The 23,215-nt window shown below is 73.0% G+C and carries 20 protein-coding genes; 9 read left to right on the top strand and 11 right to left on the bottom strand.

Annotated features, from left to right (window positions below; all coding sequences use genetic code 11):
* Window positions 1-110 precede the first annotated feature (110 nt).
* Window positions 111-851, top strand: a complete 741-nt coding sequence (locus tag AC3IYJ_RS06615; protein ID WP_489400411.1) for an acyltransferase — start codon at window positions 111-113, stop codon at window positions 849-851.
* Window positions 848-1,450, top strand: a complete 603-nt coding sequence (locus AC3IYJ_RS06610) for a GNAT family N-acetyltransferase (RefSeq protein WP_489400410.1) — start codon at window positions 848-850, stop codon at window positions 1,448-1,450. The genes AC3IYJ_RS06615 and AC3IYJ_RS06610 overlap by 4 nt, the downstream gene beginning before the upstream one ends.
* A gap of 21 nt (window positions 1,451-1,471) precedes the next feature.
* On the opposite strand, the gene AC3IYJ_RS06605 is transcribed toward AC3IYJ_RS06610, so the two are convergent.
* The gene (locus AC3IYJ_RS06605; protein WP_489400409.1) at window positions 1,472-2,341 is read right to left on the bottom strand and encodes an EamA family transporter; all 870 of its coding nucleotides are present in this window, start codon (window positions 2,339-2,341) and stop codon (window positions 1,472-1,474) included.
* 147 nt (window positions 2,342-2,488) lie between these two features.
* Between AC3IYJ_RS06605 and AC3IYJ_RS06600 the strand changes: the two genes are divergently transcribed.
* Entirely contained in the window at window positions 2,489-3,103 is a 615-nt protein-coding gene (locus tag AC3IYJ_RS06600; protein WP_489400408.1) for an XRE family transcriptional regulator, read from the top strand.
* 30 nt (window positions 3,104-3,133) lie between these two features.
* Here AC3IYJ_RS06600 and AC3IYJ_RS06595 read toward each other — a convergent pair whose 3' ends face one another.
* The gene (locus tag AC3IYJ_RS06595; RefSeq protein WP_489400407.1) at window positions 3,134-3,568 is read right to left on the bottom strand and encodes a CoA-binding protein; all 435 of its coding nucleotides are present in this window, start codon (window positions 3,566-3,568) and stop codon (window positions 3,134-3,136) included.
* Window positions 3,569-3,635: 67 nt separating this feature from the next.
* Here AC3IYJ_RS06595 and AC3IYJ_RS06590 point away from each other — a divergent pair, with 67 nt between their 5' ends.
* The 3 genes from AC3IYJ_RS06590 (at window position 3,636) to AC3IYJ_RS06580 (ending at window position 8,570) form a co-directional block, all read left to right on the top strand.
* Window positions 3,636-4,262 carry a YigZ family protein gene (locus AC3IYJ_RS06590; protein WP_489400406.1) on the top strand — a complete coding sequence of 209 codons (627 nt, stop codon included), beginning with the start codon at window positions 3,636-3,638 and terminating at the stop codon, window positions 4,260-4,262.
* A gap of 103 nt (window positions 4,263-4,365) precedes the next feature.
* Window positions 4,366-5,538, top strand: coding sequence for an exonuclease SbcCD subunit D (locus AC3IYJ_RS06585; protein WP_489400405.1), 1,173 nt, complete (start codon window positions 4,366-4,368; stop codon window positions 5,536-5,538).
* A complete protein-coding gene (locus tag AC3IYJ_RS06580) occupies window positions 5,535-8,570 on the top strand; it encodes an AAA family ATPase (protein WP_489400404.1) in 3,036 nt (1,011 codons plus the stop codon). Before AC3IYJ_RS06585 ends, AC3IYJ_RS06580 begins: the two co-directional genes overlap by 4 nt.
* A 101-nt stretch (window positions 8,571-8,671) precedes the next feature.
* On the opposite strand, the gene AC3IYJ_RS06575 is transcribed toward AC3IYJ_RS06580, so the two are convergent.
* The 4 genes from AC3IYJ_RS06575 to AC3IYJ_RS06560 all read right to left on the bottom strand — a co-directional run bounded on the left by AC3IYJ_RS06575 (window position 8,672) and on the right by AC3IYJ_RS06560 (window position 14,933).
* Window positions 8,672-10,393 (bottom strand): DUF885 domain-containing protein, encoded by a 1,722-nt coding sequence (locus tag AC3IYJ_RS06575; protein WP_489400403.1) that lies wholly within the window; start codon window positions 10,391-10,393, stop codon window positions 8,672-8,674.
* Between the two features lie 291 nt (window positions 10,394-10,684).
* Window positions 10,685-12,136 carry a GNAT family N-acetyltransferase gene (locus AC3IYJ_RS06570; RefSeq protein ID WP_489400402.1) on the bottom strand — a complete coding sequence of 484 codons (1,452 nt, stop codon included), beginning with the start codon at window positions 12,134-12,136 and terminating at the stop codon, window positions 10,685-10,687.
* 188 nt (window positions 12,137-12,324) lie between these two features.
* Window positions 12,325-13,926, bottom strand: coding sequence for an alkaline phosphatase D family protein (locus AC3IYJ_RS06565; RefSeq protein WP_489400401.1), 1,602 nt, complete (start codon window positions 13,924-13,926; stop codon window positions 12,325-12,327).
* A 149-nt stretch (window positions 13,927-14,075) separates the two neighbouring features.
* Window positions 14,076-14,933 (bottom strand): alpha/beta fold hydrolase, encoded by an 858-nt coding sequence (locus tag AC3IYJ_RS06560; protein WP_489400400.1) that lies wholly within the window; start codon window positions 14,931-14,933, stop codon window positions 14,076-14,078.
* 298 nt (window positions 14,934-15,231) lie between these two features.
* Here AC3IYJ_RS06560 and AC3IYJ_RS06555 point away from each other — a divergent pair, with 298 nt between their 5' ends.
* Window positions 15,232-15,990 (top strand): GntR family transcriptional regulator, encoded by a 759-nt coding sequence (locus tag AC3IYJ_RS06555; protein ID WP_489400399.1) that lies wholly within the window; start codon window positions 15,232-15,234, stop codon window positions 15,988-15,990.
* A gap of 137 nt (window positions 15,991-16,127) precedes the next feature.
* Here the strand turns inward: AC3IYJ_RS06555 and AC3IYJ_RS06550 are convergent, their stop codons facing one another.
* The 3 genes from AC3IYJ_RS06550 to AC3IYJ_RS06540 all read right to left on the bottom strand — a co-directional run bounded on the left by AC3IYJ_RS06550 (window position 16,128) and on the right by AC3IYJ_RS06540 (window position 19,254).
* Window positions 16,128-17,285 (bottom strand): ROK family transcriptional regulator, encoded by a 1,158-nt coding sequence (locus tag AC3IYJ_RS06550; protein ID WP_489400398.1) that lies wholly within the window; start codon window positions 17,283-17,285, stop codon window positions 16,128-16,130.
* A 129-nt stretch (window positions 17,286-17,414) separates the two neighbouring features.
* Entirely contained in the window at window positions 17,415-18,065 is a 651-nt protein-coding gene (locus AC3IYJ_RS06545; RefSeq protein WP_489400397.1) for a response regulator transcription factor, read from the bottom strand.
* A 4-nt stretch (window positions 18,066-18,069) separates the two neighbouring features.
* Window positions 18,070-19,254 (bottom strand): sensor histidine kinase, encoded by a 1,185-nt coding sequence (locus AC3IYJ_RS06540; protein ID WP_489400396.1) that lies wholly within the window; start codon window positions 19,252-19,254, stop codon window positions 18,070-18,072.
* Between the two features lie 108 nt (window positions 19,255-19,362).
* Here AC3IYJ_RS06540 and AC3IYJ_RS06535 point away from each other — a divergent pair, with 108 nt between their 5' ends.
* Together AC3IYJ_RS06535 and AC3IYJ_RS06530 are read left to right on the top strand one after the other, a co-directional pair.
* Window positions 19,363-20,274: an ABC transporter ATP-binding protein gene (locus AC3IYJ_RS06535; RefSeq protein WP_489400395.1), complete on the top strand. Its 912-nt coding sequence runs from the start codon at window positions 19,363-19,365 to the stop codon at window positions 20,272-20,274.
* 26 nt (window positions 20,275-20,300) lie between these two features.
* Window positions 20,301-21,050, top strand: a complete 750-nt coding sequence (locus AC3IYJ_RS06530) for an ABC transporter permease (RefSeq protein ID WP_489400394.1) — start codon at window positions 20,301-20,303, stop codon at window positions 21,048-21,050.
* A gap of 51 nt (window positions 21,051-21,101) precedes the next feature.
* Here the strand turns inward: AC3IYJ_RS06530 and AC3IYJ_RS06525 are convergent, their stop codons facing one another.
* Window positions 21,102-21,875, bottom strand: coding sequence for an SDR family oxidoreductase (locus tag AC3IYJ_RS06525; protein WP_489400393.1), 774 nt, complete (start codon window positions 21,873-21,875; stop codon window positions 21,102-21,104).
* Window positions 21,876-22,025: 150 nt separating this feature from the next.
* The gene (locus tag AC3IYJ_RS06520; protein ID WP_489402716.1) at window positions 22,026-23,123 is read right to left on the bottom strand and encodes a M20 family metallopeptidase; all 1,098 of its coding nucleotides are present in this window, start codon (window positions 23,121-23,123) and stop codon (window positions 22,026-22,028) included.
* Window positions 23,124-23,215 lie beyond the last annotated feature (92 nt).

Here is a 23,215-nt window from a genome sequence, read left to right as displayed (position 1 = left end):
GCTGTAAGTCGTGTCGCGCTACCGGCACCGTAGGGCACGCGGTCCGGGCCCCCCGAGATGGGGTGAAGATCACGGCGCGGTGCGGGCGTCCGGCGCGCTACGGTGACCCGGTGGCGAAGAACCAGAACACGTTCTCATCTCTGACGGCCGTGCGCCGTCGGCTCGCGGCCCGCGTCGTCCACGCGGGCTGGCGCTGGATGCAGCGGGCCGGTGCGGTCACCGCGCAGACCCCGGGACCGTTGCGGTTCGGCGCGATCGGGCACGGAACCCGGCTCGCCTTCCCCCAGGGCACGGTCTTCGGCGAGCCCTGGATCCGGCTCGGCGACCACTGCATCATCGGTGAACAGGTCACGCTCACCGTCGGGATGATGCCGGACCTCGACCTCGGCGCCGAGCCGATGCTGATCCTCGGCAACGGCGTGGTCATCGGCCGCGACAGCCATGTCATCGCCGACGCCCGGATCGAGATCGGGAACGACACCTTCTGCGGTCCCGGGGTGTACATCACCTCCACCAACCACAGCTACGACGACCCGCACGAGCCCGTCGGCAGGCAGTGGCCGCGCAGCGCCCCGGTGGAGATAGGGCCGGGCTGCTGGCTGGGCACGGGCTCGGTGATCCTGCCCGGGGCGCGGCTGGGCCGCAACGTGGTCGTGGCCGCGGGGGCCGTCGTACGGGGCGAGGTGCCGGACCACGCCGTGGTGGCGGGGGCGCCGGCCCGGATCGTCCGCCGCTGGGAGCCCGGCACGGGCTGGCAGCCGCCCCTGCGCACACCGGCCCCGGTGCCGATTCCCGAAGGAGTGACGCCGGAGCAGCTGCGCGCCCTGGCGGAAGTGGCGGAGGCGGAGTGAACCCCACGATCCGGGTGAAGGCGACGTCCTCCGCCGCCGGGCTCGTGCTGAGGCCCTGGGGCGGGGCCGACGCGGCGGATGCCGGAGTCGTCGCGGCGGTGGCCGAGGCGTACCGGGATCCCGCGATGAGGCACTGGCTGACGGGGCGGATCGACGGGGACGAGGACGCCCGGCGGTGGCTGGAGAACCAGCGGCTCGGCTGGGAGAGCGGGGAACGGCTGGGCTTCGCCGTCCACGAGGCCGCGTACGGGGACGCGCGCGAAGCCCCGTACGGGGGCGCCGGTTCGCTGGTCGCCAACGTGTCGCTGAGGTGGGACACCGACCGTCCGGGATCGGCGGAGGCCGGCTACTGGACGGTGGCGTCGGCGCGGGGCCGGGGCGTGGCTTCGCGGGCCCTCGTAGCCGTCACGGCCTGGGCGTTCGACACCTTCGCGACCCGGGGCCCCGACCGGCTGGACCGGGTGGAGCTGGTGCACCAGCTGGACAACCTCGGCTCCTGCCGGGTCGCGGAGAAGGCCGGCTACACCTTCGACCGGATCCTCCCGGCCTTCCCGCCGTTTCCGCTGGACGGCCATGCCCACGTCTGCGAGAGGGCCTGATCCGGCCACGCACCAGGCCGTCTAGCCTGCCGCGAGCAGGACCGTGCCCGCCAGGGCCAGGCCCGCGCCCGCGGCCTGGACGGTGCGCAGCCGTTCCTTGAGGACGGCGAAGGCGGCCAGTGCGGTGATCACCGGGTAGAGCGAGGAGAGCACGGCGGCCACGGTGACCGGTCCGTGCTGGGCGGCGATGGAGTACGTGCCGTTCGCGGCGACGTCCGCGAGCCCGACGCAGGCGAGCGCCGGCAGCAGCCCCCACAGGATCCGCAGGCCGCCCGCGTCCGCGGGGAGGGCCGGGACCCCCCTCCGGGTCTGGACCCACAGGGCGGTGCCGCCGACCGCGACGTTGGTGACGCGCTGCACGAAGAGCGCGAGGAACAGCCCCGGGACGGTGGAGGAGGCGGGCGCGATCAAGGCCATCACCGCGCCGAAGCCGAAGGCCGCCACGAGGGTGAGGACGACGGCCTGCCGCTGCACGGGGGCGCCGCGCAGCTCCGGGCCGCCCGCGAGGACGATGCCCGCGACGGCCACTGCGATCCCCGCGAACTGGCCGATGCCGGGCCGCTCGCCCAGCATCAGCCCGGCGGCCACGGGGACCACCACGCCGAGGGAGCCCAGCGGGGAGACCACGCCCATCGGGCCGAGGGCGAGCGCCTTGTAGAAGCTGAGCATCGCCACCGGCCCCACCAGGCCCGCCCCGACCGCGAACCAGAGCTGCGGTCCGGCCTCCCGCCAGGCGCCGGTGCCCAGTACCACCGCGCCCAGTGCGGCGACGGCGACGATCTGGGAGGCCACGACCACGGTCAGGGCCGGCAGCCGGCGGGTCAGCAGCCCGCCGCCGAAGTCGGCGAGCCCCCACAGGATGGCTGTGGCCAGGGCGAACAGGGCGGTCATGGCAGGACCTCGCAGTACAGTGCGGTGGATGATGGAGTGCAGCGTCCTATACGACGGGCACACCGCACGATAGTTCAGCCTGTTGCACTGTGTCATTCAAAATCTTGGACTCCAAGTCCATGATGTTGGACGGATTGGACGGTAGAGGTGTCGGACCTCGAACAGCTCACCCAGGCGCTGGCCCGGAATCTCAAGCGCTGGCGCGGGGAGCGCGGCTTCACCCTGGAGGCCCTCGCGACCCGTGCGGGGGTGAGCCGCGGCATGATCATCCAGATCGAGCAGGCCCGTACGAACCCCAGCGTCGGCACCACGGTCAAGCTGGCCGACGCGCTCGGCGTGAGCATCACCACCCTGCTCGACTACGACCGCAGCCCCCAGGTGCAGGTGGTTCTGCCGGGGCAAGGGGTGCGGATGTGGTCCACCGAAGGCGGCAGCGGCGCGAGCATGCTGCTCGGCGACGACCGGCGCGGGCCGGTGGAGATGTGGACCTACCGCCTGGAGCCCGGCGAGGGGACCGACTCGGACCCGCATCCGTCCGGCACCTTCGAGATGCTGCACGTCACGGCGGGGGAGCTGACGCTGGTGGTCGACGACGAGAAGTACCTCGTGCCCGCGGGCGGAGCGGTCTCCTTCGAGGCGAACGCCCCGCACGCCTACCGCAACGAGGGCTCCGGGCCGATGGAGATGACGATGGCGGTCTCCATCCCGCCGGTGTCCGCCCCTGCGGCCACCGTCCCGCCGTCGGCACCCGCCCAGCGCTGACCGGATCGCGGGCGCCGACGGGCCGGGACCTCAGAGCGCGGGGATCTCGATCGCCGGGCAGCGGTCCATGACCATGTCGAGACCGGCCTCGCGGGTGCGGTCGTAGGCGGCACCGTCGACCACGTTCAGCTGGAACCAGACGGCCTCGGCCCCCTTCGCGACGGCCTCGTCCGCGACCGTGCCCGCCAGGGCGCTGTTCACGAAGACGTCCACCACGTCCACCTTGAACGGAATCGCTTCCAGCGAGGGGTACCCCGGCTCGCCGTGGACCGTCTCGGCCTTGGGGTGCACGGGGACCACGCGCTTGCCGTACCGCTGGAGCACTTCGGCCACGCGGTACGCGGCCCGCTCCTGGTTGTTGGACAGGCCCACCACGGCCCAGGTGTCGCCGAGCTCGGTGAGGATCTTGCGGATGGATGGTCGCGGAATCGCCGTACACGTGTGCCGCCTCCTGCTGCTTCTCATGGCCGCTGACTGCTGCCAGGTCGTACAACGGAAAGGACACATGTCCGATTCCCCGTAGGGTGGACCGGTGAAGGCAGACCAGTACGTGACGGTGGCCCGTGAGGGCGTGCACGAGTCGGAGATCAACCGCTCGCGGTTCCTGTGCGCGCTCGCCCCCGCCGCGACGGAGCGGGAGGCGCAGGAGTTCGTCGCGCGCATCCGCAGGGAGCACCCCACCGCCTCGCACAACTGCTTCGCTTACGTCATCGGAGCCAACGCCTCCGTCCAGAAGGCCAGCGACGACGGGGAGCCCGGCGGCACCGCCGGGGTGCCCATGCTCCAGATGCTGATGCGCCGCGACATCCGCTACGCCGTCGCCGTCGTCACCCGCTACTACGGCGGCGTGAAACTCGGCGCCGGCGGGCTCATCCGCGCCTACGGCGGGGTCGTCGGCGAAGCCCTCGACGCGCTCGGCACCGTCACGCGGCACCGCTACCGGCTGGCCACCGTGACCGTCGACCACCAGCGGGCCGGGAAGACCCAGAACGACCTGCGCTCCACCGGGCGGACCGTGGTGGACCTGCGCTACGGAGCCGCCGTGGAGATCGAGGTCGCCCTCCCCGAGGCCGACCTGCCCGCCTTCGAAGCCTGGCTGGCCGACAGCACCGCCGGCAGCGCCACCCTCACCCTGGGCGGGGAGACGTACGCGCCCTGAGCGGCCGGGGTGGGGCGGGGGAGGCGTTAGCGTAGAGGGGTTCAGGGTCCGGTCGGCGGGTTCATCCAGCAGGGGGAGACGGTATGCGCGGCGGGGCCGGCGAGTGAAGTTCCTGCACACCTCCGACTGGCATCTGGGCCGGTCATTTCACCGGGTGAACCTGCTCGGCGCCCAGGCCGCCTTCGTCGACCACCTGGTGGAGACCGCCCGCGAGCGCGAGGTCGACGCCGTGCTCGTCGCCGGTGACGTCTACGACCGGGCCGTGCCCCCGCTGCCTGCCGTCGCGCTGTACGACCAGGCCCTGCACCGGCTCGCCGATCTCGGCGTGCCCACCGTGATGATCTCCGGCAACCACGATTCCGCCCGCCGCCTCGGTGTCGGGGCCGGGCTGATCGGCCGGGCCGGGATCCACCTGCGGACCGACCCGGCCGGGTGCGACGACCCGGTGGTACTGGCCGACGCGCACGGGGACGTGGCGTTCTACGGGCTGCCGTACCTGGAACCCGCGCTGGTCAAGGACGACCTCGGGGCGGGCAAGGTGAGCCACGAGGCGGTCCTGGGCGCGGCCATGGCCCGGATCCGGGCCGACCTTGCCGACCGCGCGCCCGGCACCCGCTCCGTGGTCCTCGCGCACGCCTTCGTCACCGGCGGGCAGGCCAGCGACAGCGAGCGCGACATCACCGTCGGCGGGGTCGAGGCCGTGCCGGTCTCCGTCTTCGACGGGGTCGACTACGCCGCCCTCGGCCACCTCCACGGCTGCCAGACGATCAACGAACGGGTCCGCTACTCCGGTTCCCCGCTCGCCTACTCCTTCTCCGAAGCCGACCACCGCAAGACCATGTGGCTGATCGAGCTGGGCGCGGAAGGGGAGATCGCCGGAGCCGAGCGCATCGACACTCCCGTGCCGCGCGGGCTCGCCCGGGTCCGGGGGCCGCTGGAGGAGCTGCTCTCCGGGGACGCGTACGCCCGCTACGAGGACTGCTGGCTGGAGGCCACCCTCACCGACGCCGTCCGGCCCGAGGACCCGATGGCCCGGCTCACCGCGCGCTTCCCCCACACCCTGAGCCTCGCCTTCGACCCCGAGGGACGCACCGAGGACGGCGGTGGCTCCTACGCCCAGCGGCTCAAGGGACGCAGCGACCAGGAGATCGCCGAGGACTTCGTCACCCACGTGCGCGGGGGCGGCGGCTTCTCCGACGAGGCCGAACGGGCCGTCCTCCAGGGCGCCTTCGACGAGGTACGGGCCGAGGACAGCCGGCAGGAGACCCACCGATGAGGCTGCACCGGCTGCGGATCACCGCCTTCGGCCCCTTCGCCGAACCGCAGGAGATCGACTTCGACGCCCTCTCCGGCGCCGGGATCTTCCTGCTGCACGGACCCACCGGAGCCGGCAAGACCTCCGTCCTGGACGCTGTCTGCTACGCCCTCTACGGGTCGGTGCCCGGCTCCCGCCAGGCCCCCGGCACCAGCCTGCGCAGCGACCACGCCGCCGGCGACACCCCGACCGAAGTCACCCTCGAACTCACCGCGGGCGGCCGCCGCCTGGAGATCACCCGGCGCCCCGAGCAGGACCGGCCGAAGAAGCGCGGCACCGGGACGACGAAGGACAAGGCACAGAGCTGGCTGCGCGAGTACGACCGCGAGGGCGCGGGTGAGGGGGGCGGGGGACACTGGCGCGCGCTCAGCCGTTCCCACCAGGAGATCGGCGAGGAGATCGAGCAGCTGCTCGGCATGAGCCGCGAGCAGTTCTGCCAGGTCGTGCTGTTGCCGCAGGGCGAGTTCGCGCGCTTCCTGCGGGCCGACGAGGTGGCGCGGGGCCGACTGCTGGGCCGGCTCTTCGACACCCGCCGCTTCGCCGCCGTCGAGACCCTGCTGGGCGAGCGGCGCCGGACCGCCGAAGCCAAGGTCCGCGCCGGGGACGAGCAGGTGCTGCACACCGCCCAGCGCCTGGCGCAGGCCGCCGGGGACAGCGCCGACCTGCGGGCCTGGCCGCTGCCCCGGCACCAGCCCGGCGACCCCGGACTCGCCGAGGCCGTCCGCGCCTGGGCCGCCGTCGCACGCTCCTGCGCCCGCGAGCGGCTCACCGTCGCCGAGTACGCGCTCGCCGCCGTCGAGGGACGCCACGCCGCCGCCCGGCGGGCCGCCGAGGAGGCGCGCGAGCTCGACCGGCTGCAACGCCGGCACGCCGAGACCACCCGCCGGGCGGCCCTGCTCGCCGAGTCCGCCCCGGAGCGGGAGCGGGTGCGCGCCCTGCTCGACCGGGCCCGCCGCGGAGCCCTCGTCGCCCCCGCACTGGAGCTGCGCGGAGCCGCCGCCGGGGCACACATGGCCGCCGCTCACGCGGAGACCATGGCCCGGTCGGTGCTCCCGCCGCAGTACGCCGAGGCGGGCACCGAGCAGCTGGCCACGCTGGAACAGGGGCTGCGCGGCGACCTCGGGGCGCTCGGAGCCGCCCGCCGGGCCGAGCAGCGCAGCGCCGAGATCCGCCGCGAACGGGCCCACCTGGAAAGGGAGTCCCGGGCCGCCGAGGAACAGCAGCAGGAGGCGGCCGAATGGCTCGGCCGCTGGGACGCCACCCGGGCCGAGCTGGCCGGGCGGGTGGACGCCGCCCAGCAGGCCGCGACCCTGGCCGAGCAGCTCGCGGGCAAGCTGGAACCCGCCCGGCTGCACCTGCACGCCGCCGAGCGCCGCGACGCGTTCGAGGCCGACGCGGAGCGGGCCAGCGGGGAACTGCTCACCGCGCGCGAGGAGTCGACCGCCGCCCGGGAGCACTGGCTGGAGCTCAAGGAGGCCCGGCTGCGCGGGATCGCCGCCGAGTTGGCCGCGGCCCTCGTGGCGGGCGAGCCGTGCAGCGTGTGCGGAGCCGCCGAGCACCCGGCCCCGGCCCGGCCGGCCCCCGGTCACGTGGACAGCGCCGCCGAGGACGCGGCGCACGCCCGCTTCGAACAGGCCGAGGAGCGCAGGGCGGACGTCGAGCGCAGGCTGGCCGCCGTCCGGGAGGCCCGCGCCGAAGCCGCGGCCGCCGCGGGCGGGGCCACCACCGCCGAACTGCGCGAACTCGCCTCCGACCTGAGCACCCGGCACGCCGCCGCCCACACCGCGGCCGCCGGACTGCACGGCGCCCGCGAGCGGCTCGCCCGCGCCGAGCGGGAGCACGCCGTGCGCAGCGCCGACCGGCTGGAGGCCGAGGTCCGGGCCGCCGGGCGGGCCACCCGCCGCGAGGCCCTCGACCAGGAACAGGCCTCACTGGAGGTGGAGCTCGCACGGGTACGGGGAGACGCGCCCAGCGTCGCGGCCCGTGCCGAGGTCCTCGAGGACCGGGTCCGGATGGTCACCTCGGCCTCGGCCGCGCTGCGCCGGGCCGAAACCACCGCCGCGCGGTTGAAGGAGGCCGACGGCCAGCTCGCCGACGCCGCGTTCAAGTCCGGCTTCGAGACCGTGGACGAGGCGGCCGACGCCGTACTCCCGGAGTATCAGCGCACCGGCCTGCAGCACCGGATGGACGCCTGGCAGGCGGAGGAGGCCATGCTGGCCGACCGCCGCGGGGAACAGGACACCGCTGCGGCGGCGGCCCTGCCCCCGGCCGACCCGGACGCCGCCGAGGCCTACGCGGCCCGGGCCGCCGCGAAGCTCCGTAGCGCCGGATCCGCCTTCGACGCCTCCCGGGTGCGCTGCGCCGAACTGGACCGGCTCTCGCAGCAGGCGGAGCGGGAACTGCGGGCCCTGGGCCCGCTGCGCCAGGCCTACGAGCGGGTGGCCCGGCTCGCCGGACTCACCGCGGGCACCTCCGCCGACAACGAACGCAAGATGAGGCTGGAGGCGTACGTGCTCGCGGCCCGGCTGGAACAGGTCGCGGCCGCGGCGACGGTACGCCTGCTGCGCATGTCCGGCGGCCGCTACACCCTCGTCCACTCCGACGCCAAGGCGAGCGGACGCGGGCGCTCCGGGCTCGGGCTGCACGTGGTCGACGCCTGGACCGGCAGCGAACGCGACACCGCGACCCTGTCCGGCGGCGAGACCTTCTTCGCCTCGCTCGCCCTCGCGCTCGGCCTGGCCGACGTGGTCACGGACGAGGCGGGCGGCATGCGCCTCGACACCCTCTTCATCGACGAGGGGTTCGGCAGCCTCGACGACCAGGCGCTGGACGAGGTGCTCGACGTACTGGACTCGCTGCGCGAACGCGACCGCAGCGTCGGCATCGTGAGCCACGTCGCCGACCTGCGGACCCGGGTGCAGGCGCAGCTGGAGATCGTCAAACAGCGCGGCGGCTCGGTGGTGCGCCACCGCACGGCCGCCGGAACGGGCTGAGCGGCCACCGCGACGACGGACCGGGCGGAGGGTCCGGCCCCCGTACGAGGCGGGCGGACCGGCCGGCTCCCGTGCGGTCCGGCCTGTCCGCCCGTGTGCGGTCAGAGCTTGGACAGCTCGTCCACCAGGTCGTCCAGGCCCAGCGACCCCTGGGACAGCGCCGCCATGTGCCACGCCTTCAGGTCGAAGGAGTCGCCGTGCGCGGCCCGCGCGTTGTCGCGGCCCAGCAGCCAGGCGCGCTCGCCCAGCTTGTAGCCGATCGCCTGGCCCGGCATCGACAGGTAGCGGGTGAGCTCGCTCTCGACGAAGTCGGCCGGGCGGCCGCTGTGCAGGCCGAAGAACTCCTGAGCCAGGTCCGCCGTCCAGCGCTCGCCCGGGTGGAACGGCGAGTCCGCCGGAATCTCCAGGCCCAGGTGCATGCCGATGTCCACGATGACCCGCACGGCGCGCATCATCTGGCAGTCCAGGTAGCCCAGTCGCTGCTCGGCGTCCTTGAGGTAGCCCAGCTCGTCCATCAGCCGCTCCGCGTACAGCGCCCAGCCCTCGGCGTTGGCGCTGACGAGGCCGACGCTGGCCTGGTAGCGGGAGAGCTGGTCCGCGACGTGCGTCCACTGCGCCAGCTGGAGGTGGTGGCCGGGGACGCCCTCGTGGTACCAGGTGGAGACCAGGTCGTACACGGGGAAGCTGGTCTGGCCCATCGTCGGCAGCCAGGTGCGGCCGGGACGGGAGAAGTCCTCGGAGGGGCTCGTGTAGTACGGGGCCGCCGCGCCGCCCTGAGGGGCGATCCGCGACTCCACCTTCTTGACCCGCTCGGCGAGTTCGAAGTGGGTCCCGTCCAGGTTCTCGATGGCCTCGTCCATGAGGCCCTGCAGCCAGGCCTGGACCTCGTCCACGCCCTCGATGCGGGTGCCGTGCTCGTCCAGGTGCTTGAGCACCTCCCAGGGGCCCGCGTCCGGCAGGATCTTGGCGGCTTCCGCCTTCATCTCGGCGAGCAGCCGGTGGTACTCCGACCAGCCGTAGGCGTACGCCTCGTCCAGGTCCAGGTCGGTGCCGTTGAAGTAGCGCGACCAGCGGGCGTAGCGCTCGCGGCCCACCGGGTCGGGCTGCCCCTCGATCGCGGGGGCGTACACGTCCCGCATCCAGTCGCGGAGTTCGACCACGGCGGCGGTCGCGGCGGCGGCCGCTTCGTCGAGCTCGCCGCGCAGGGCCTCGGGGCCGCCGGCCGCGAACTCGGAGAAGAAGTCGACGGAGGTCTCGCCCGCCGCGTCGGCCGCAGCCTCGCCGGCCCAGTCGGTGAGCTGCCCGATGAAGGTGGCGGTGGGGCGCGGGCCGCCGTACAGGCCTCGGTCCAGACCGAGGGCGAGGCACTCGCGGTAGCCCGCGTAGGCGGCCGGAACGGCGCGCAGCCGCTCGGCGATGGCGGCCCAGTCCTCGTCCGTGTCGGCCGGGGTCAGGGTGAAGATCTCGCGGACCGAGTGCGCCGGGGAGTGGATGTTGCTGACCGCGCGCAGGTCCTCGTCGGCCTCGTGGACCGCGAGCTCGGCGGTGAGGCGCTCGCGCAGCAGACGGGCGCAGCGACGCTCGACGTCGGTGTCGGCGCCCGGCTGCCGCTCGGCGGCGTCGAGCAGTACGAGGGTGGAACGGGAGAGCTCGGCCGCGGCGGCGCGGCCCGCGGGGGAGAGGTCCGGGAGCTTGCCGGAGGATGCGGCGACACCGAGGTAGGTGCCCATGATCGGGTCGATGGCGATGAGATCGTCGACGTAGGAATCGGCGACCTGGCGGGGCAGTCGTGCGGCGCTGTCGCTGGCGAGGATGTCTGACATGTGGACATCTTCGTACGGGAGACCGGGCCGCGTCATCACCGATTGGCTTCAAACTGCTGTCGAGGTGGCTGCCGGAAATCCGCCGGACTCTTCGGAGAAGATCAACACCGCTGTCTCGCGGGTGAATTCACCGAGCGGCGCGCATGTGACGGGATTCGGCCACCGGGGCGCGGCCCGGCAGAACCCGAGCCGGGCCGGACCCGGAGTCGAGCCGGACCCGAGCCGGACCCCGGCCCGAGCCCTGCTCGGCCGGGTCCGGCCCGCCGGTCGTCGTCGGATCCGGCCCGCCCGTCAGTGCTGCGTACGGGGCAGACCGCGGGACTCGCTGGGGAGGTCGTACGGCAGTCGGGAATTGACCGGGGTCGCGTCCAGCCGGGCGGTGATCACCAGGGTGCCCTCCTCGATCTGGTAGTCGAGGGGCAGGCCGAGGCCGCGCATGGCGGCGACCATGCCGGTGTTGGAGGCCTGGGTGACGGCGTACACGCTGTCGCACCCGGCCTCGATGGCCATGCCGATCAGCCGGCCCAGCAGCTCGGAGCCGATGCCGCGGCGCTGCCAGTCGTCCTCGATGAGCAGCGCGACCTCGGTCTCGTCGCCGTCCCAGAGCAGATGGCCGAGGGCGACGAGCTTGCCGGAGGCGGTGGTCGCGGCGAGGGTACGGCCGAAGCGAGGGCTCAGCAGGTGACCGAGGTAGCGGTCGGCGTCGGCGACGGGGCCGTGGTAGCGCAGCGACAGGGTGCGCTCCGAGCAGCGGTCGTGCATCGCGCGGGCGGCGACCAGATCGGAGCCGTCGGCGCGGCGGACGGTGATCTCGTTGCCCTCGGGCAGTGTCAGCACGTCCTGGCTGCGCGGGACGCGCGGCCCGAGCCGGGCGTCGAGCTCGACGAGCGCGCGGGCGCGGGCGAACTCGGTCGGGGTGAAGGGCAGGTAGGGCCGCTCGATGGTGATCGCGCCGCCCGACGGGTCGCGCAGCCGCATGACCGTGGCCTCCAGGACCCCTTCGACCGGGGCGTCCGCGCCGGCGTTGGGGCGACCCGAGAGGGTGGTCGCCGGGATGGAGTGGATGGTGCAGCGGCCGAGCAGCTGGCGCAGGGCGAGCGGGAGCTCGGCGGCGTCCAGCGCGGTGCGGGTGGCCAGGCCCAGGACGCGGGTCGGGGTGTCGACGAGGTCGTGGGCGTCGGCGCGTTCGATCCAGGTGCTGTGGCCGCCGGCCCCGGCGATGGCCCGGATGAGGTCGGCGGAGGGCAGCTGCTGCGGGGCCCGCAGCAGGAACTCGTCCACCGTGCCGCCCTCGGGGAGCGGGTGCGTCTGGAGGGTCAGGATGTCCACTCCGCCGCGGGCGAGCGCGGTGCAGATCGCGGCGAGGCTGCCGGGCTCGTCGCGCACGGTGGTCCGCATCCGCCACAGCGTGGTGGTGAGCGCGGCGTCCGTGGCCGGTCCGGGCGCGGTGGCGGCCGCGGTGGTCGCGGCGGCGGCCGCCGCGCCCGGACCGAAGGGCGCCGTGTCCGTGGGAGGCGGCGCATGGCTGTGGCGCCGCGCCCACCAGGTGTGGAACGCCGCCGTGACCAGGAGCGCCACGGCCGAGGCCACCAGGAGGACTGGGCCGCGCGGACCGTGTGCGACGAGATTGGCGATGCCGTCGGCGACGGCTACGGCGCAGAAGAGGGCGGCGAGTTCGACGAGGTCCCGGCGCCAGTGGTGGCGGTGGGGACGCTGGGCAGAGGCAGGAATACGCTCAGTCATGCAGACCACTGTGACGCAGGGGTGTTGCGTGATCACGAACGATCTGTGACCGACTGGTTAAGGATCCATCTGGCCGATTTCGCCCTGTTTTCCGGCTGATTTCAGATATCGGGGCGTGGAGTCGATTCCAGGGGCGCCGCCGGTACGGGGCTCATCCCCTGCTGTCCCAACCTTCCGGGCCCCATCCCCTACTGTCCCACCCGTCCGGGCTGCAGCGTCCGGGTGAAGAGCACCCCGCCGCCCTGGCGCCGCAACCGGACGGTGAGCTCGCCGCTGTCCCCGTCGATCTCGACCTCGCCGTAGTACGGGGGGTTCTCGGACGGGGACATGTTGGCGAGCGGCGCGGACTGCACGTACGCCGTCTCCGGGCCGAAAGTGGCGTCGAGCCGGCCGGCCGGGAAGCCGCCCGCCCCGATGGGGCCGGAGACGAACTCCCAGAACGGTGCGAAGTCGGTGAAGGCGGCCCGCTCGGGCGCGTAGTGGTTGGCGGCCGTGTAGTGGACGTCGGCGGTGAGCCAGAGGGTGCCGGTGACGCGCTGGTGCTTGATGTGGCGCAGCAGTTCGGCGATCTGGAGCTCGCGGCCGAGCGGCGCACCGGGGTCGCCCTGGGCGACGGCCTCGAAGTTCGCGGTCCCGTCGGCGACCACGATGCCCAGCGGCATGTCGGCGGCGATCACCTTCCAGGTGGCACGGGAGCGCGAGAGCTCGCGCTTGAGCCAGGCCAGCTGCTCGGAACCGAGGATGCCGACGGGGTCGTCGGTCTGGCGGCCGGGGGAGTTGGCGTCGCGGTAGGTGCGCATGTCGAGGACGAACACGTCGAGCAGCGGCCCGTGGCGCATCACCCGGTACATCCGGCCTTCGGCGCGGCCGCCGCGCAGGTCGGTGACGGGGAAGTACTCGCCGAAGGCCCGGCGGGCCCGGCCGGCGAGGGTGTCGATGTCCTTCACCTTGTAGCGGGGGTCGTCGAGGATCTGGCCCGGGTACCAGTTGTTGCGGACCTCGTGGTCGTCCCACTGCGCGAGGACCGGGACCTGGGCGTTGAAGTCGCGCAGGTTGCTGTCGAGGAGGTTGTAGCGGAAGTTGCCGCGGTACTCGGCGAGGGTTTCGGCGACCTTCGCCTTCTCCTCGGTGGTCACGTTGTGCCACAGGGTGCCGTCGCGCAGGGGGACGGAGGCCTGGAGCGGGCCGTCGGCGTAGATGGTGTCCCCGCTGAAGAGGAAGAAGTCGGGGTCGTGCAGCCGCATTTCGTCGAAGACGCGGTAGCCGCCGATCTCCGGGTTGATGCCCCAGCCCTGGCCCGCGAGGTCCCCGGACCACAGGAAGCGCACGTCGCGGCGGCGGGAGGCCGGGGTGGTGCGGAAGGTGCCGCGGACCGGCTCGCCGGTCCGGCGCGGGTCGTCGGGGTCGGCGAGGACCACCCGGTAGTGGATCTGCTGGCCGGGCGGGAGCTCGCGCAGGGAGGCGGTACCGGTGAAGTCGGTGCCGGGGCCGAGGAGCGGGCCGCGGTGGCGGCGGACGGCGTAGCGGAACGATTCGCTCGGTGAGGTCTCGACGTACATCCGCGCGGGCCGGTCGGACCGGGTCCACACGGTCGCCGAGTTGGCGGTGATCTCGCCGGACTGGACGCCCCAGAGGGCGTTCGGGCGGCCGGACCGGGTGAAGGCGGGTGCGGGGGCGGCGTACGCCGGGAGGGCGAAGGCGCCGGACAGGGTGCTGGACAGGGCGATCCCGACCGGAACTGCGAGGGATCCGCCCAGCAGGGAGCGTCGGGTGTGCGGCATCGGTGCCATCGGTGCGTCTCCATGGGCCGGCGGGACGGGCCGGACCAGTGTGCCGACGCGGACCGGCCGCACACCGGCCCGTCCACGTCGTGTACACGAACCGTGCGTGAACACTGATGAGCGGGCGGGCCGGGCGGCGGGCGGAGGGTGAGTATCCGTCAGGAGGTCACCGGGCGGGCCGTGTTCAGCCGGGCCGTGTCCAGGATGACCCGGGCGACGAGCGCCGGGTCGTCGTTCATCGGGACGTGGCCGCAGCCCGGGAGCCGCACGAGGCGCGCGCCCGGGATGGCGTGCTTGGCGCGTATTCCCTGGCGGCGCAGGAGCAGCCGGTCGCGGCTGCCCCAGGCGATGGTGACCGGCAGCCCCGGCAGGTCGTCGGTGAAACGTACGGAGCCGCCCGCCGCCAGGGTGTCCTCGAAACCGGTGGCCTCGCGCAGGGCGAGGGTCTCGGCGACCACCGCCTCGGGGGAACGCCGGGCGGGGCGCGCGTAGATCGTGCCGGTGAGCGCCGCCCGGCCCGCGCCGCTGCGGGAGAGCCGCTCCACGGCGGAGCGGGGCAGCGCGGTGGCGCCGACGCGCATGGCGCGCAGCGCGGTGAAGGCGTAGCGGCGCTCGCCCTCGGACCAGAAACCGGCGGGGGAGAGGGCGGTGACCGAGCGGGCCAGGCCGGCCCGGCCCATTTCGAGCGCGAGCAGACCGCCGAGGGAGTTGCCCGCCACGTGCGGGCGCTCGACGCCGAGGGCGGCGCAGAGCGCGCCGAGCGCCGGGGCGACGGTGCCGAGATCGTACGCAACCCCGTGCGGCAGCGGCTCCGAGGTGCCGAAGCCGGGCAGGTCGACGGCGATCACGTCGTGCTCCGCGGCCAGGATGCCGGTGACCGGGTGCCAGGCCTGGAGGTGGTGGCCGATGCCGTGGAGCAGGAGGAGGGGCTCGCCCGCGCCCCGGCGCTCGTAGGTGGCGGTGGTCGTGCGGGGGCCCAGCGGCGAATCGATCGTGAAGGAGACCGTGGCGGTCATGCTGCTCCTCGTCGGGGTCGGGCGGACACGTGTGAGACAGGTTGTCAGTAGTGTCTCCCGCCATGATTACCGCCCGGTAGCCCCCGACTTCAAGGCTTCTGGTAACTGCGGCCCGCGAACATCCCGTGAACGGGTTGATACATATGCCCGATCTGCCCGGCAAAGGGATGAGGATTGGTCTTGACCAAGGGGTGGCGCCGTCCTATCGTCGCAGGGATAGTGCAGGAACCTTTAATAAACAAAGGCGCGGAACTGCCGCTGGAACACGGCGATTGCAGCGATTGCAGGAGGAGTCAGGGTGGGGACCACGCAGCTCGAATCGGTGCCGGAGCCGAAGTACTGGCACCTCAAGACCGTCCTCAGTGAGGCGCTCGACCGGGACTTCGCCGTGGGCGAGGTGCTGCCCAACGAGCGTGAGCTCGCCGCCCGCTTCGGCGTCGCCCGTGCCACCCTGCGCCAGGCCCTGGAGCAGCTGGAGCTCGAAGGCCGCCTGCAGCGCCGCCGCGGCGTCGGCACCACCGTCGCCCCGCCGCGCGTGGGCGTGGCCGTCGGCAACGCCCAGCACAGCTGGCCCGGCGAGAGCACCGACGGCTGGGACCCCGTGGACGCGGCCGAGGCCGTGCCGGGCGCCGCCGTCCTCAAGCTCCTCGGTACCGTTGCCGACGCACCGGTCCTCGCGGTGCGCCGGACCCGCATCGAGCAAGGCCAGGTCCTCGCCGCCGAAATGCTCTACGTGCCGGCCGCCTCGGTGCCGGGCCTCTCCGGGATCGACGCCCCGGCCGGTCCGGCGCGTGCCCGCGCCGTCATGCGGGAGCTGCAGCGGCTCGTCCTCGACGGGCAGGACCGCTCGGTGGAGCTCGGCTCGGCCCGCGCCGACGACGCGAAGGAACTGGACCGGCTGCCCGGCGCCCCGGTCCTCCTGGTCACCACCCGCTACTTCACCGCGGCGGGCACGGCGGCCGTCTCGGTGGCCACCTACCGTGCGGACACCTGCCGCCTCACCTTCGGTGACTCCGGCGACGTCCAGATCACGCACGACGCACGCGTCGCTTCCTGACCTGCGCCACGGGCCGGCCCGCGAGGGCCGGCCTCGTCGTTGCCTCCGGCGGTGATCCACCGGCCCGCTGACCGTCCGCTCGCTCCCGGGCCGGGCCGGGCCCCGGATTCCGCCGCCACTGCCCGCCCCGGGAGGAACTATCGGCGGCGGGCCGTCACCGTCTTCTCCACCGCGAAGAGCTCTTCCTCCACGTGGTCCAGAGCCAGTCGCAACGCTCCCGTGGCCACCGCCGCCTCGCCGAGCATGGACAGGGCAACGCGCGGCGGGCGCAGACAGTACCGCTCCAGTTCCCGGCGCAGGGGGTCCAGGACCCCGTCCAGGCCGGCCGCCCAGCCGCCGACCACCACCAGTTCCGGATCCATCGCCAGCACCAGTGCCGCCACGTCGTGGACCAGCCGCTGGATGAAGCGCTCCACCGCGGCCACCGCGTGCCCGTCCCCGCGCTTGGCCATCGCGAAGACCTCCGCCACGGCCGGCTCGTCCAGCGGGTGCAGGGGTTCGCCGGTGGTCGACAGCAGCCTCTCCGGCGTGACCTCGCGGCCCAGCAGGTGCAGCGCGCCGATCTCTCCGGCCGCCCCGCCGAAGCCGCGGTGCAGGCGTCCGCCGATCAGGGAGCCCGCGCCGGGGCTGAGCCCGGCCATCACGAAGACCATGTCGTCCGTGTCGGTCGCGGCGCCCTTCCAGTGCTCGGCGACCGCGGCGGCATTCGCGTCGTTCTCCACCTGCACCGGACAGCGGAAGGAGCGGCGCAGCCGTTCGCCGAGCGGCAGCCCGGTCCAGCCGGGCAGGGCGGTGCCCAGACGCACGGTGCCGTCGGCCTCCACGATCCCCGGGCTGCCCACTCCGACGGCCCGCAGGGAGTCCCGGGGCACTCCGGCCTTGCGCAGCAGATCGGCCACCGCCGTGCGCACCCGCTCCAGGCGCTCGTCGGCCGACGCGGTTTCGGCGACCTCCTTGGTGCCGGCGCCGATCACCCGCCCGTCCAGCCCGGACAGCAGCACCGCGATCCGGTGCGAACCGATCTCCACACCGAGCAGGTGTCCCGCCTCCGCGCGGAAGCGGAAGCGCCTGGCCGGCCGCCCCTGGCGCCGCGCGCCTTCCTCCGCACCCGCTTCGACCACGAGCCCGGTACCGATGAGTCCCTCGACGACCCCTTCGACGGTCGGCCGGGAGAGCCCGGTCATCCGTGTGAGATCGGTGAGGGTCGGCGATTCGGCGGCGCGCAGTGCCCGCAGTACGACGGCGGAGTTGATCCGCCGGAGCAGAGAGGGGTCCCCGCCGGTCAGCTGCCCCAACGTGTGTCCTCCCAGCTAGCGAGCTTGTCACGCGGATCGTACTGCGGACCCGGTGCGACGGCGAGAAGCAGCCCCCCATCGGCCGGAATCAGCCCCTCCTCCTGCTGCCGCTCCCGCCGCTCCCACTGGTCAGGCAGGGGACACGAACCCCGATTCGTACGCGGTGATCACGGCCTGGGTCCGGTCCCGCGCGCCGATCTTCCCCAGGATCGCGCTCACGTGGGACTTCACCGTCTCCGTCCCGACGATCAGCTCGCGGGCGATCTCGATGTTGGTCAGTCCCTTCGCCATCAGCCGCAGCACGGCCTCCTCCCGCTCGGTCAGCGACGCCCGCTCCAGTACCGTCCGGGCCTGCCGGTTTCCGTACTCGGCGGCCAGTGCGCGCACCGCCGAGGGGAAGAGCAGCGTCTCTCCTTCCGCGACCAGCCGGACCGCGTGCACGATCTCCGACGGCCGGGCCCTCTTCAGGAGGAACCCGTCCGCGCCGGCCCGCAGCGCCTGGTAGACGTACTCGTCGTTCTCGAAGGTGGTGACCACGAGGATCTTTGGCGGGGAGTCCACGGATCGCAGGACCGCCCGGGTCGCCTGGATTCCGTCGAGCAGCGGCATTCGGACATCCATCGCGACCACGTCCGGTCGCAGCTGCCGTACGAGCGGGACCACGGAGGCGCCGTCGGCTGCCTCGCCGACCACCTCGATGTCGGGCTGGGCGTCCAGGACGGCGCGCAGACCTGCGCGCACCAGGGGTTCGTCGTCGACGAGCAGTACGGTAACCGGCATCCGGTCAGCGTATTCGCTCCAGCGGAAGCCGTGCGCGCACCCTCCAACCGCCCTTGTGCAGCCCGGTGTCGACTTCCCCGCCGAGCAGTGCGGCCCGCTCCCGCATTCCGCGCAGTCCGCTTCCGCTGCCTGCCATGACGGTCGGCCGCTCCGGCAGCGGATTGGTCACCTCCAGGTCCAGCCGGTCGGCGACCATGCCGATCCGCACCCGTACCGGAACGGGACCGCAGTGCCGCAGCACATTGGTGAGGGCCTCCTGAAGGATCCGGTACCCCTCCTGGGTGACGGGCCCCGGCAACTGGTCCAGGGGGCCGACGAGTTGCGCGTCGACGGTGGCGCCGGAGGCGCGCGCCGACTCCAGCAGCCGGTCGGCCTCCGCCAGCGTCGGCCGCTGGGAGGGCCGCTGACCCGACTCCCGCAGGACGAGGAGCACCCGTTCGAGGTCTTCCAGCGCGGCCCGGCCCGTCTCCTCGATCGCGTTCAGGGCGCGGGCGGTGAACTCCGGGTCGCCCGCGGCCCGCGCGGCCCCCGCCTGCACGACCGCCACGGTCAGCGCGTGGCCGATCGAGTCGTGCAGCTCCCGCGCGATGCGGGTGCGCTCCAGCAACTGCTCGGTACGCGCCTCCAGTGCGGTGAGCCGCTCCGCCGTCGAGGGTCCCAGCAGTCGGCGGGCTATGGCGGTGATCAGCTCGCCGAGCAGGATCACTATGACGAGCAGCAGGACCAGCGGCACCGGAGCCAGCAGCCACGCCGCCCAGGGCGGGGGAGTGAACGGCATCACGTTGTCCTTGGTGACCGTCCCCCCGAGCGCCGTCGTGATCAGTTCGACCGTCAGCACCGGCAGCCACACCGTGGAGAACAGCGCGGCCATCGAGAGTACGAGCCGGATCTCCAGCCACAGCAGTGTGCGCCAGCGGTCGCTCCACCGCTTGGACGCGACGGTGCTGAAGCTGTTCTCCTCCTCGCCCTGGGAATCGAGGCCGCGCGGTGCGAGGAGGAACTGGGCCTGGAGGCCCTCGGCCAGCCGCATCCACGGCAGCAGCCCCAGCGGAACGACGATCAGCAACGGCACCCACGGAGCCTCGGGCCCTATGAACATCCACACGGCCAGCATGAGCACGGGCACGCACAAGTGCACCCAGCGCGAGTAGGTGACCGGTTGGAGTGCGGCGCGGAACAGTCGGTACATGCCCCCATCGTGGCAGGCAGCGGCCTTGTGGCGTCTCCCCCACGTGGGGGAGACGCCACCCTCGCACGGGGGAGGAAGAGGGGTGGGTCGCGCGGCGAACCTTGAGGCATGAACAGCATCGAGATCCGAGAACTGACCAAGGAGTTCGGCCGTACCCGGGCCGTGGACCACCTCACCTTCGACGTCATGCCCGGTCGCGTCACCGGGTTCCTGGGGCCCAACGGCGCCGGGAAGTCCACCACGATGCGGCTGCTGCTGGGCCTGGACCGGATCACCTCCGGGACAGCCACCATCGGCGGCCGGCGGTTCACCGACCTTCCCGACCCCCTCCACCAGGTGGGAGCCCTGCTCGACGCGCAGTCGGCCCACGGAGGCCGGACCGCCAGGGACCACCTCCGCTTTCTCGCCGCAGCCAACCGTGTCCCGATGAGCCGGGTGGAGGCGGTCCTGGAACAGTCGGGAATCGCCTCGGCGGCCAAGAGACGGATCAAGACCTTCTCACTGGGCATGCGCCAACGCCTGGGCATAGCGGCGGCCTTGCTCGGGGACCCGGGTGTGCTGCTGCTGGACGAGCCCACCAACGGCCTCGACCCCGAAGGCATCATCTGGATCCGCGAGCTCATGCGGGACCTGGCCGCCGAGGGCCGCACGGTTCTCGTCTCCAGCCACCTGATGACCGAGACCGCCGCCCTCGCCGACCACTTGGTGGTGCTCGGGCAGGGCCGGCTGCTGGCCGACACCCCGATGGAGGACTTCATCGAGGCCCGCAGCACCCCGAGGGTACGACTGCGCACCACCGACCCGGTCCGGCTCCGGGAGGCCCTCGCCCGGGAGGACTTCGAACTGGTCACCGCCCAGGACGGGCGGTGGACCGTGGAGGGCATACAGGCCGAGCGGCTCGGGGTCCTGGCCGCCCGCGAAGGCATCCCGATGCTGGAACTGAGCGACGAGCGGGCCTCGCTGGAGGAGGCCTACCTCGATCTCACCGCCGAACACGCCCAGTTCGCCGCCACCCGCTGACCCGTCACTTCCAAGGAGGCTCCTCCATGAGCACCGCTCTGCCCACCGCCCCCGTCCTGCGCTCGGAATGGATCAAGATACGTTCCCTGCGCGGCACTTTCGGAGCGCTGACAGCGGTCTTCGCCGTCACCGTGGGAATCCAGCTGCTGGCAGCCGCGCTGATAGGCCGGAAGGAGGCCGGCGGCATGGGGGACGACCCGCTCCTCGCGGCCTTCTACGGGATCAACTTCGGCCAGGTCGCGGCCTTCGCCTTCGGCGCCACCGCGCTGTCCAGCGAGTTCCGCAACGGCGCCCTGCGCACATCGCTGACCGCGGTCCCCAACCGGGCACGGCTCTACCTGTCGAAGATGGCCGTGGTGGGCGGACTCGCACTCCTGGCCGGACAGCTCGCCGGATTCGCGACGTTCCTCGGGGGCCAGGCGTTCATGGGCACCCACTCCCTCGACCTGGGCAGCCCGGGAACCTACCGCGCGATCTTCGGATGCGGCATGTACCTCACCCTGATGGCCCTGCTGGCGGCCGGGCTGACGGCCGTGCTGCGCAGTGCGACGGTCACCCTGAGCCTGCTCATACCGTTCGTGCTGATGGTGTCCTTCGTCCTCGGCGCGGCCTCCGACGGCGTCGCCCGGTACCTTCCGGACCGCGCGGGCCAGGCGATGATGCGCCTCGACCCGTCGACCGGCCTTGCCCCCTGGACCGGTCTCGGAGTCCTGGCCCTGTGGGCACTGCTCGCGGTGGCCGCCGGATGGCTGTCCGTACGACACCGGGACGCGTAACACCGGGCCGCCGACCCGGCCCGGCCGGCCGGGCCGGGTCGGGTCGGCGATCTAGAGGCGGGTGCCTCCGCTGGCGTCGATGATCTGGCCGGTCACCCAGCGACTGTCGTCCGAGGCCAGGAAGGACACCACGTCGGCGATGTCCTGCGGAGTTCCCACCCGGCCGAAGGCCGATTTGGCGGCGGTCTCACGCCAGGCCTCCTCGTCGAAGCGGAGCCAGCTCGCGTTGGAGTCGGTGTCGATGTAGCCGGGAGCCACCGAGTTGACGGTGATGTTCCTGGCCGCGAGGACCTTGGACAGGATCAGCGTGAAGGTGTCGAGCGCGCCCTTCGTGGTGCCGTAAGCGATGACCTCGGTCAGTGCGAGCCGAGTGACCGCGGAGGAAATGTTGATCACCCGCCCACCGTCGCGGAGTCTGCCGAGGCCCCGCTGGACGATGAAGAACGGCGCCCGTACGTTGACCGCGATCATCTCGTCGAAGTCGGCGCGGGTCGCATCCTCGAACTCGTCGCGCAGGGCCACCGCGACGTTGTTCACGATGATGTCGAGCCCGGTGTCGCCGCTGTCGTCGTACTTCGCCCGCTGTTCGTCGAACCCGGTCCAGAAGCGTTCGGTGTCCCCGTCCGTACCGAGCTTCGCGTCGAAGGCGAAGGCCCGGCCGCCGCCGTCGACGATGGCGTCGACGGCCTCGGCGGCGGCCTTCCGGCTCTCGGAATAGTGGATGCCCACCAACGCCCCGTCCGCGGCGAGCCGTTCGGCTATTCCGCGGCCTATGCTGCGGCTGCTGCCCGTGACCACCGCGGTCTTGCCTGTCAGTTTGTCCACTGCCCTGGGCCCCTCACGAGTCTGTTCCGATGGATGGAACTCGATGGACGACCCGAGGGTAGGTAGGAGGTATTCCGGTGAGCACTCCGTTTCTTGCGGCCCTAGTGGAACTTCTCGGTCCGCCTGATCTCTCCCCCGGGCGGGCTGTCGTCAGTGCTGCTGCCGGATCGCGCGGACCAGGCCGGCGACGAGGTTCGCACGCTCGGGCATGGCTTCGACCACCAGGTACTCGTGATCCGCGTGGGCGCCGCCGCCGACGGCTCCGAGGCCGTCGAGGGTCGGTACCCCCAGGGCGGCCGTGAAGTTGCCGTCGCTTCCGCCGCCGACCGCCTTGCCTTCGAGGCCGGGGAGCAGCCGCTCGGCCAGCGCGAAGAGTTCTGAGGAGGCCGACTCGGGCATCGGGGGGCGGCCGACGGATCCGTGTACCTCGATCTTCGCCTCGTCGAGGTGCGGGGACAGGGCCGCGAACGCCGATTCGATGCGCTCCTTCTCGTCGGCCGACTCGACCCGGACGTCGACGACGAGGCTCGCCTCGGCGGGGACCACGTTGTCCAGGGTTCCCGCGGCCGCGACGGTCGGGGTGACGGTCGTGCCGATCTCGGGCCGGGCGAGCGCCGCGATGTCCAGTACCTGGTGGGCCGCTTCGATCAGGGCGTTGACCCCGGCCGCGGGCTCGAGGCCCGCGTGCGAGGCACGCCCCGCGATGGAGACCTGGAAGGTGCCGCAGCCCTTGCGGCCGGTCTTGAGGGCTCCGCCGTCGGCGGCGCCCTCCATCACGAGTACGGCGCCGCAGGCCAGGGCGCGTTCCTCGATGAGGTGCCGGGAGGAGTGCGAGCCGACCTCCTCGTCGGCCGTCACCAGGATCTCGACTCCCGACAGGTCGGCGAGCGTGGCCAGGCCGTGCACGGCCTGCACCAGACCGCCGAGCATGTCGAAGACCCCGGGGCCGGTCGCGTGCCCGTCCTCGACCCGGAACGGGCGGCGTTCGAGGGAGCCGAGCGGGAACACCGTGTCGTGGTGCCCGAGGACCAGCACCCGGGGATCGCCTCCGGCCGACCAGTGGACGTGCGGACCGGCTTCGCTCTCCACCAGGACGGCCTGACCGCCCAGGCGGCTCTCGATGAAGGCGGCGACGGTCTTGGCCGATGTCGCCAAGGCGTCGAGATCGCGCGAGGGGGACTCGACCTCGACGAGAGTCCTGAGGTCCTCGATCATCGCGTCAACACTCACCGGGACCGCCGTGTGCATCTTCATACCGCAAGGGTATCCAGCACGCGCGGCTCCGCCCCGCGCTGATCGCCCGGACAGGGCTGCGGGCGCTACCGGCGGGACCTGGGAGG

The organism is Streptomyces sp. GL_140, assembly GCF_057834465.1.
The sequence above is the reverse complement of the archived record's forward strand: the minus strand, read 5'-3'. Positions and strand labels throughout refer to the sequence as shown.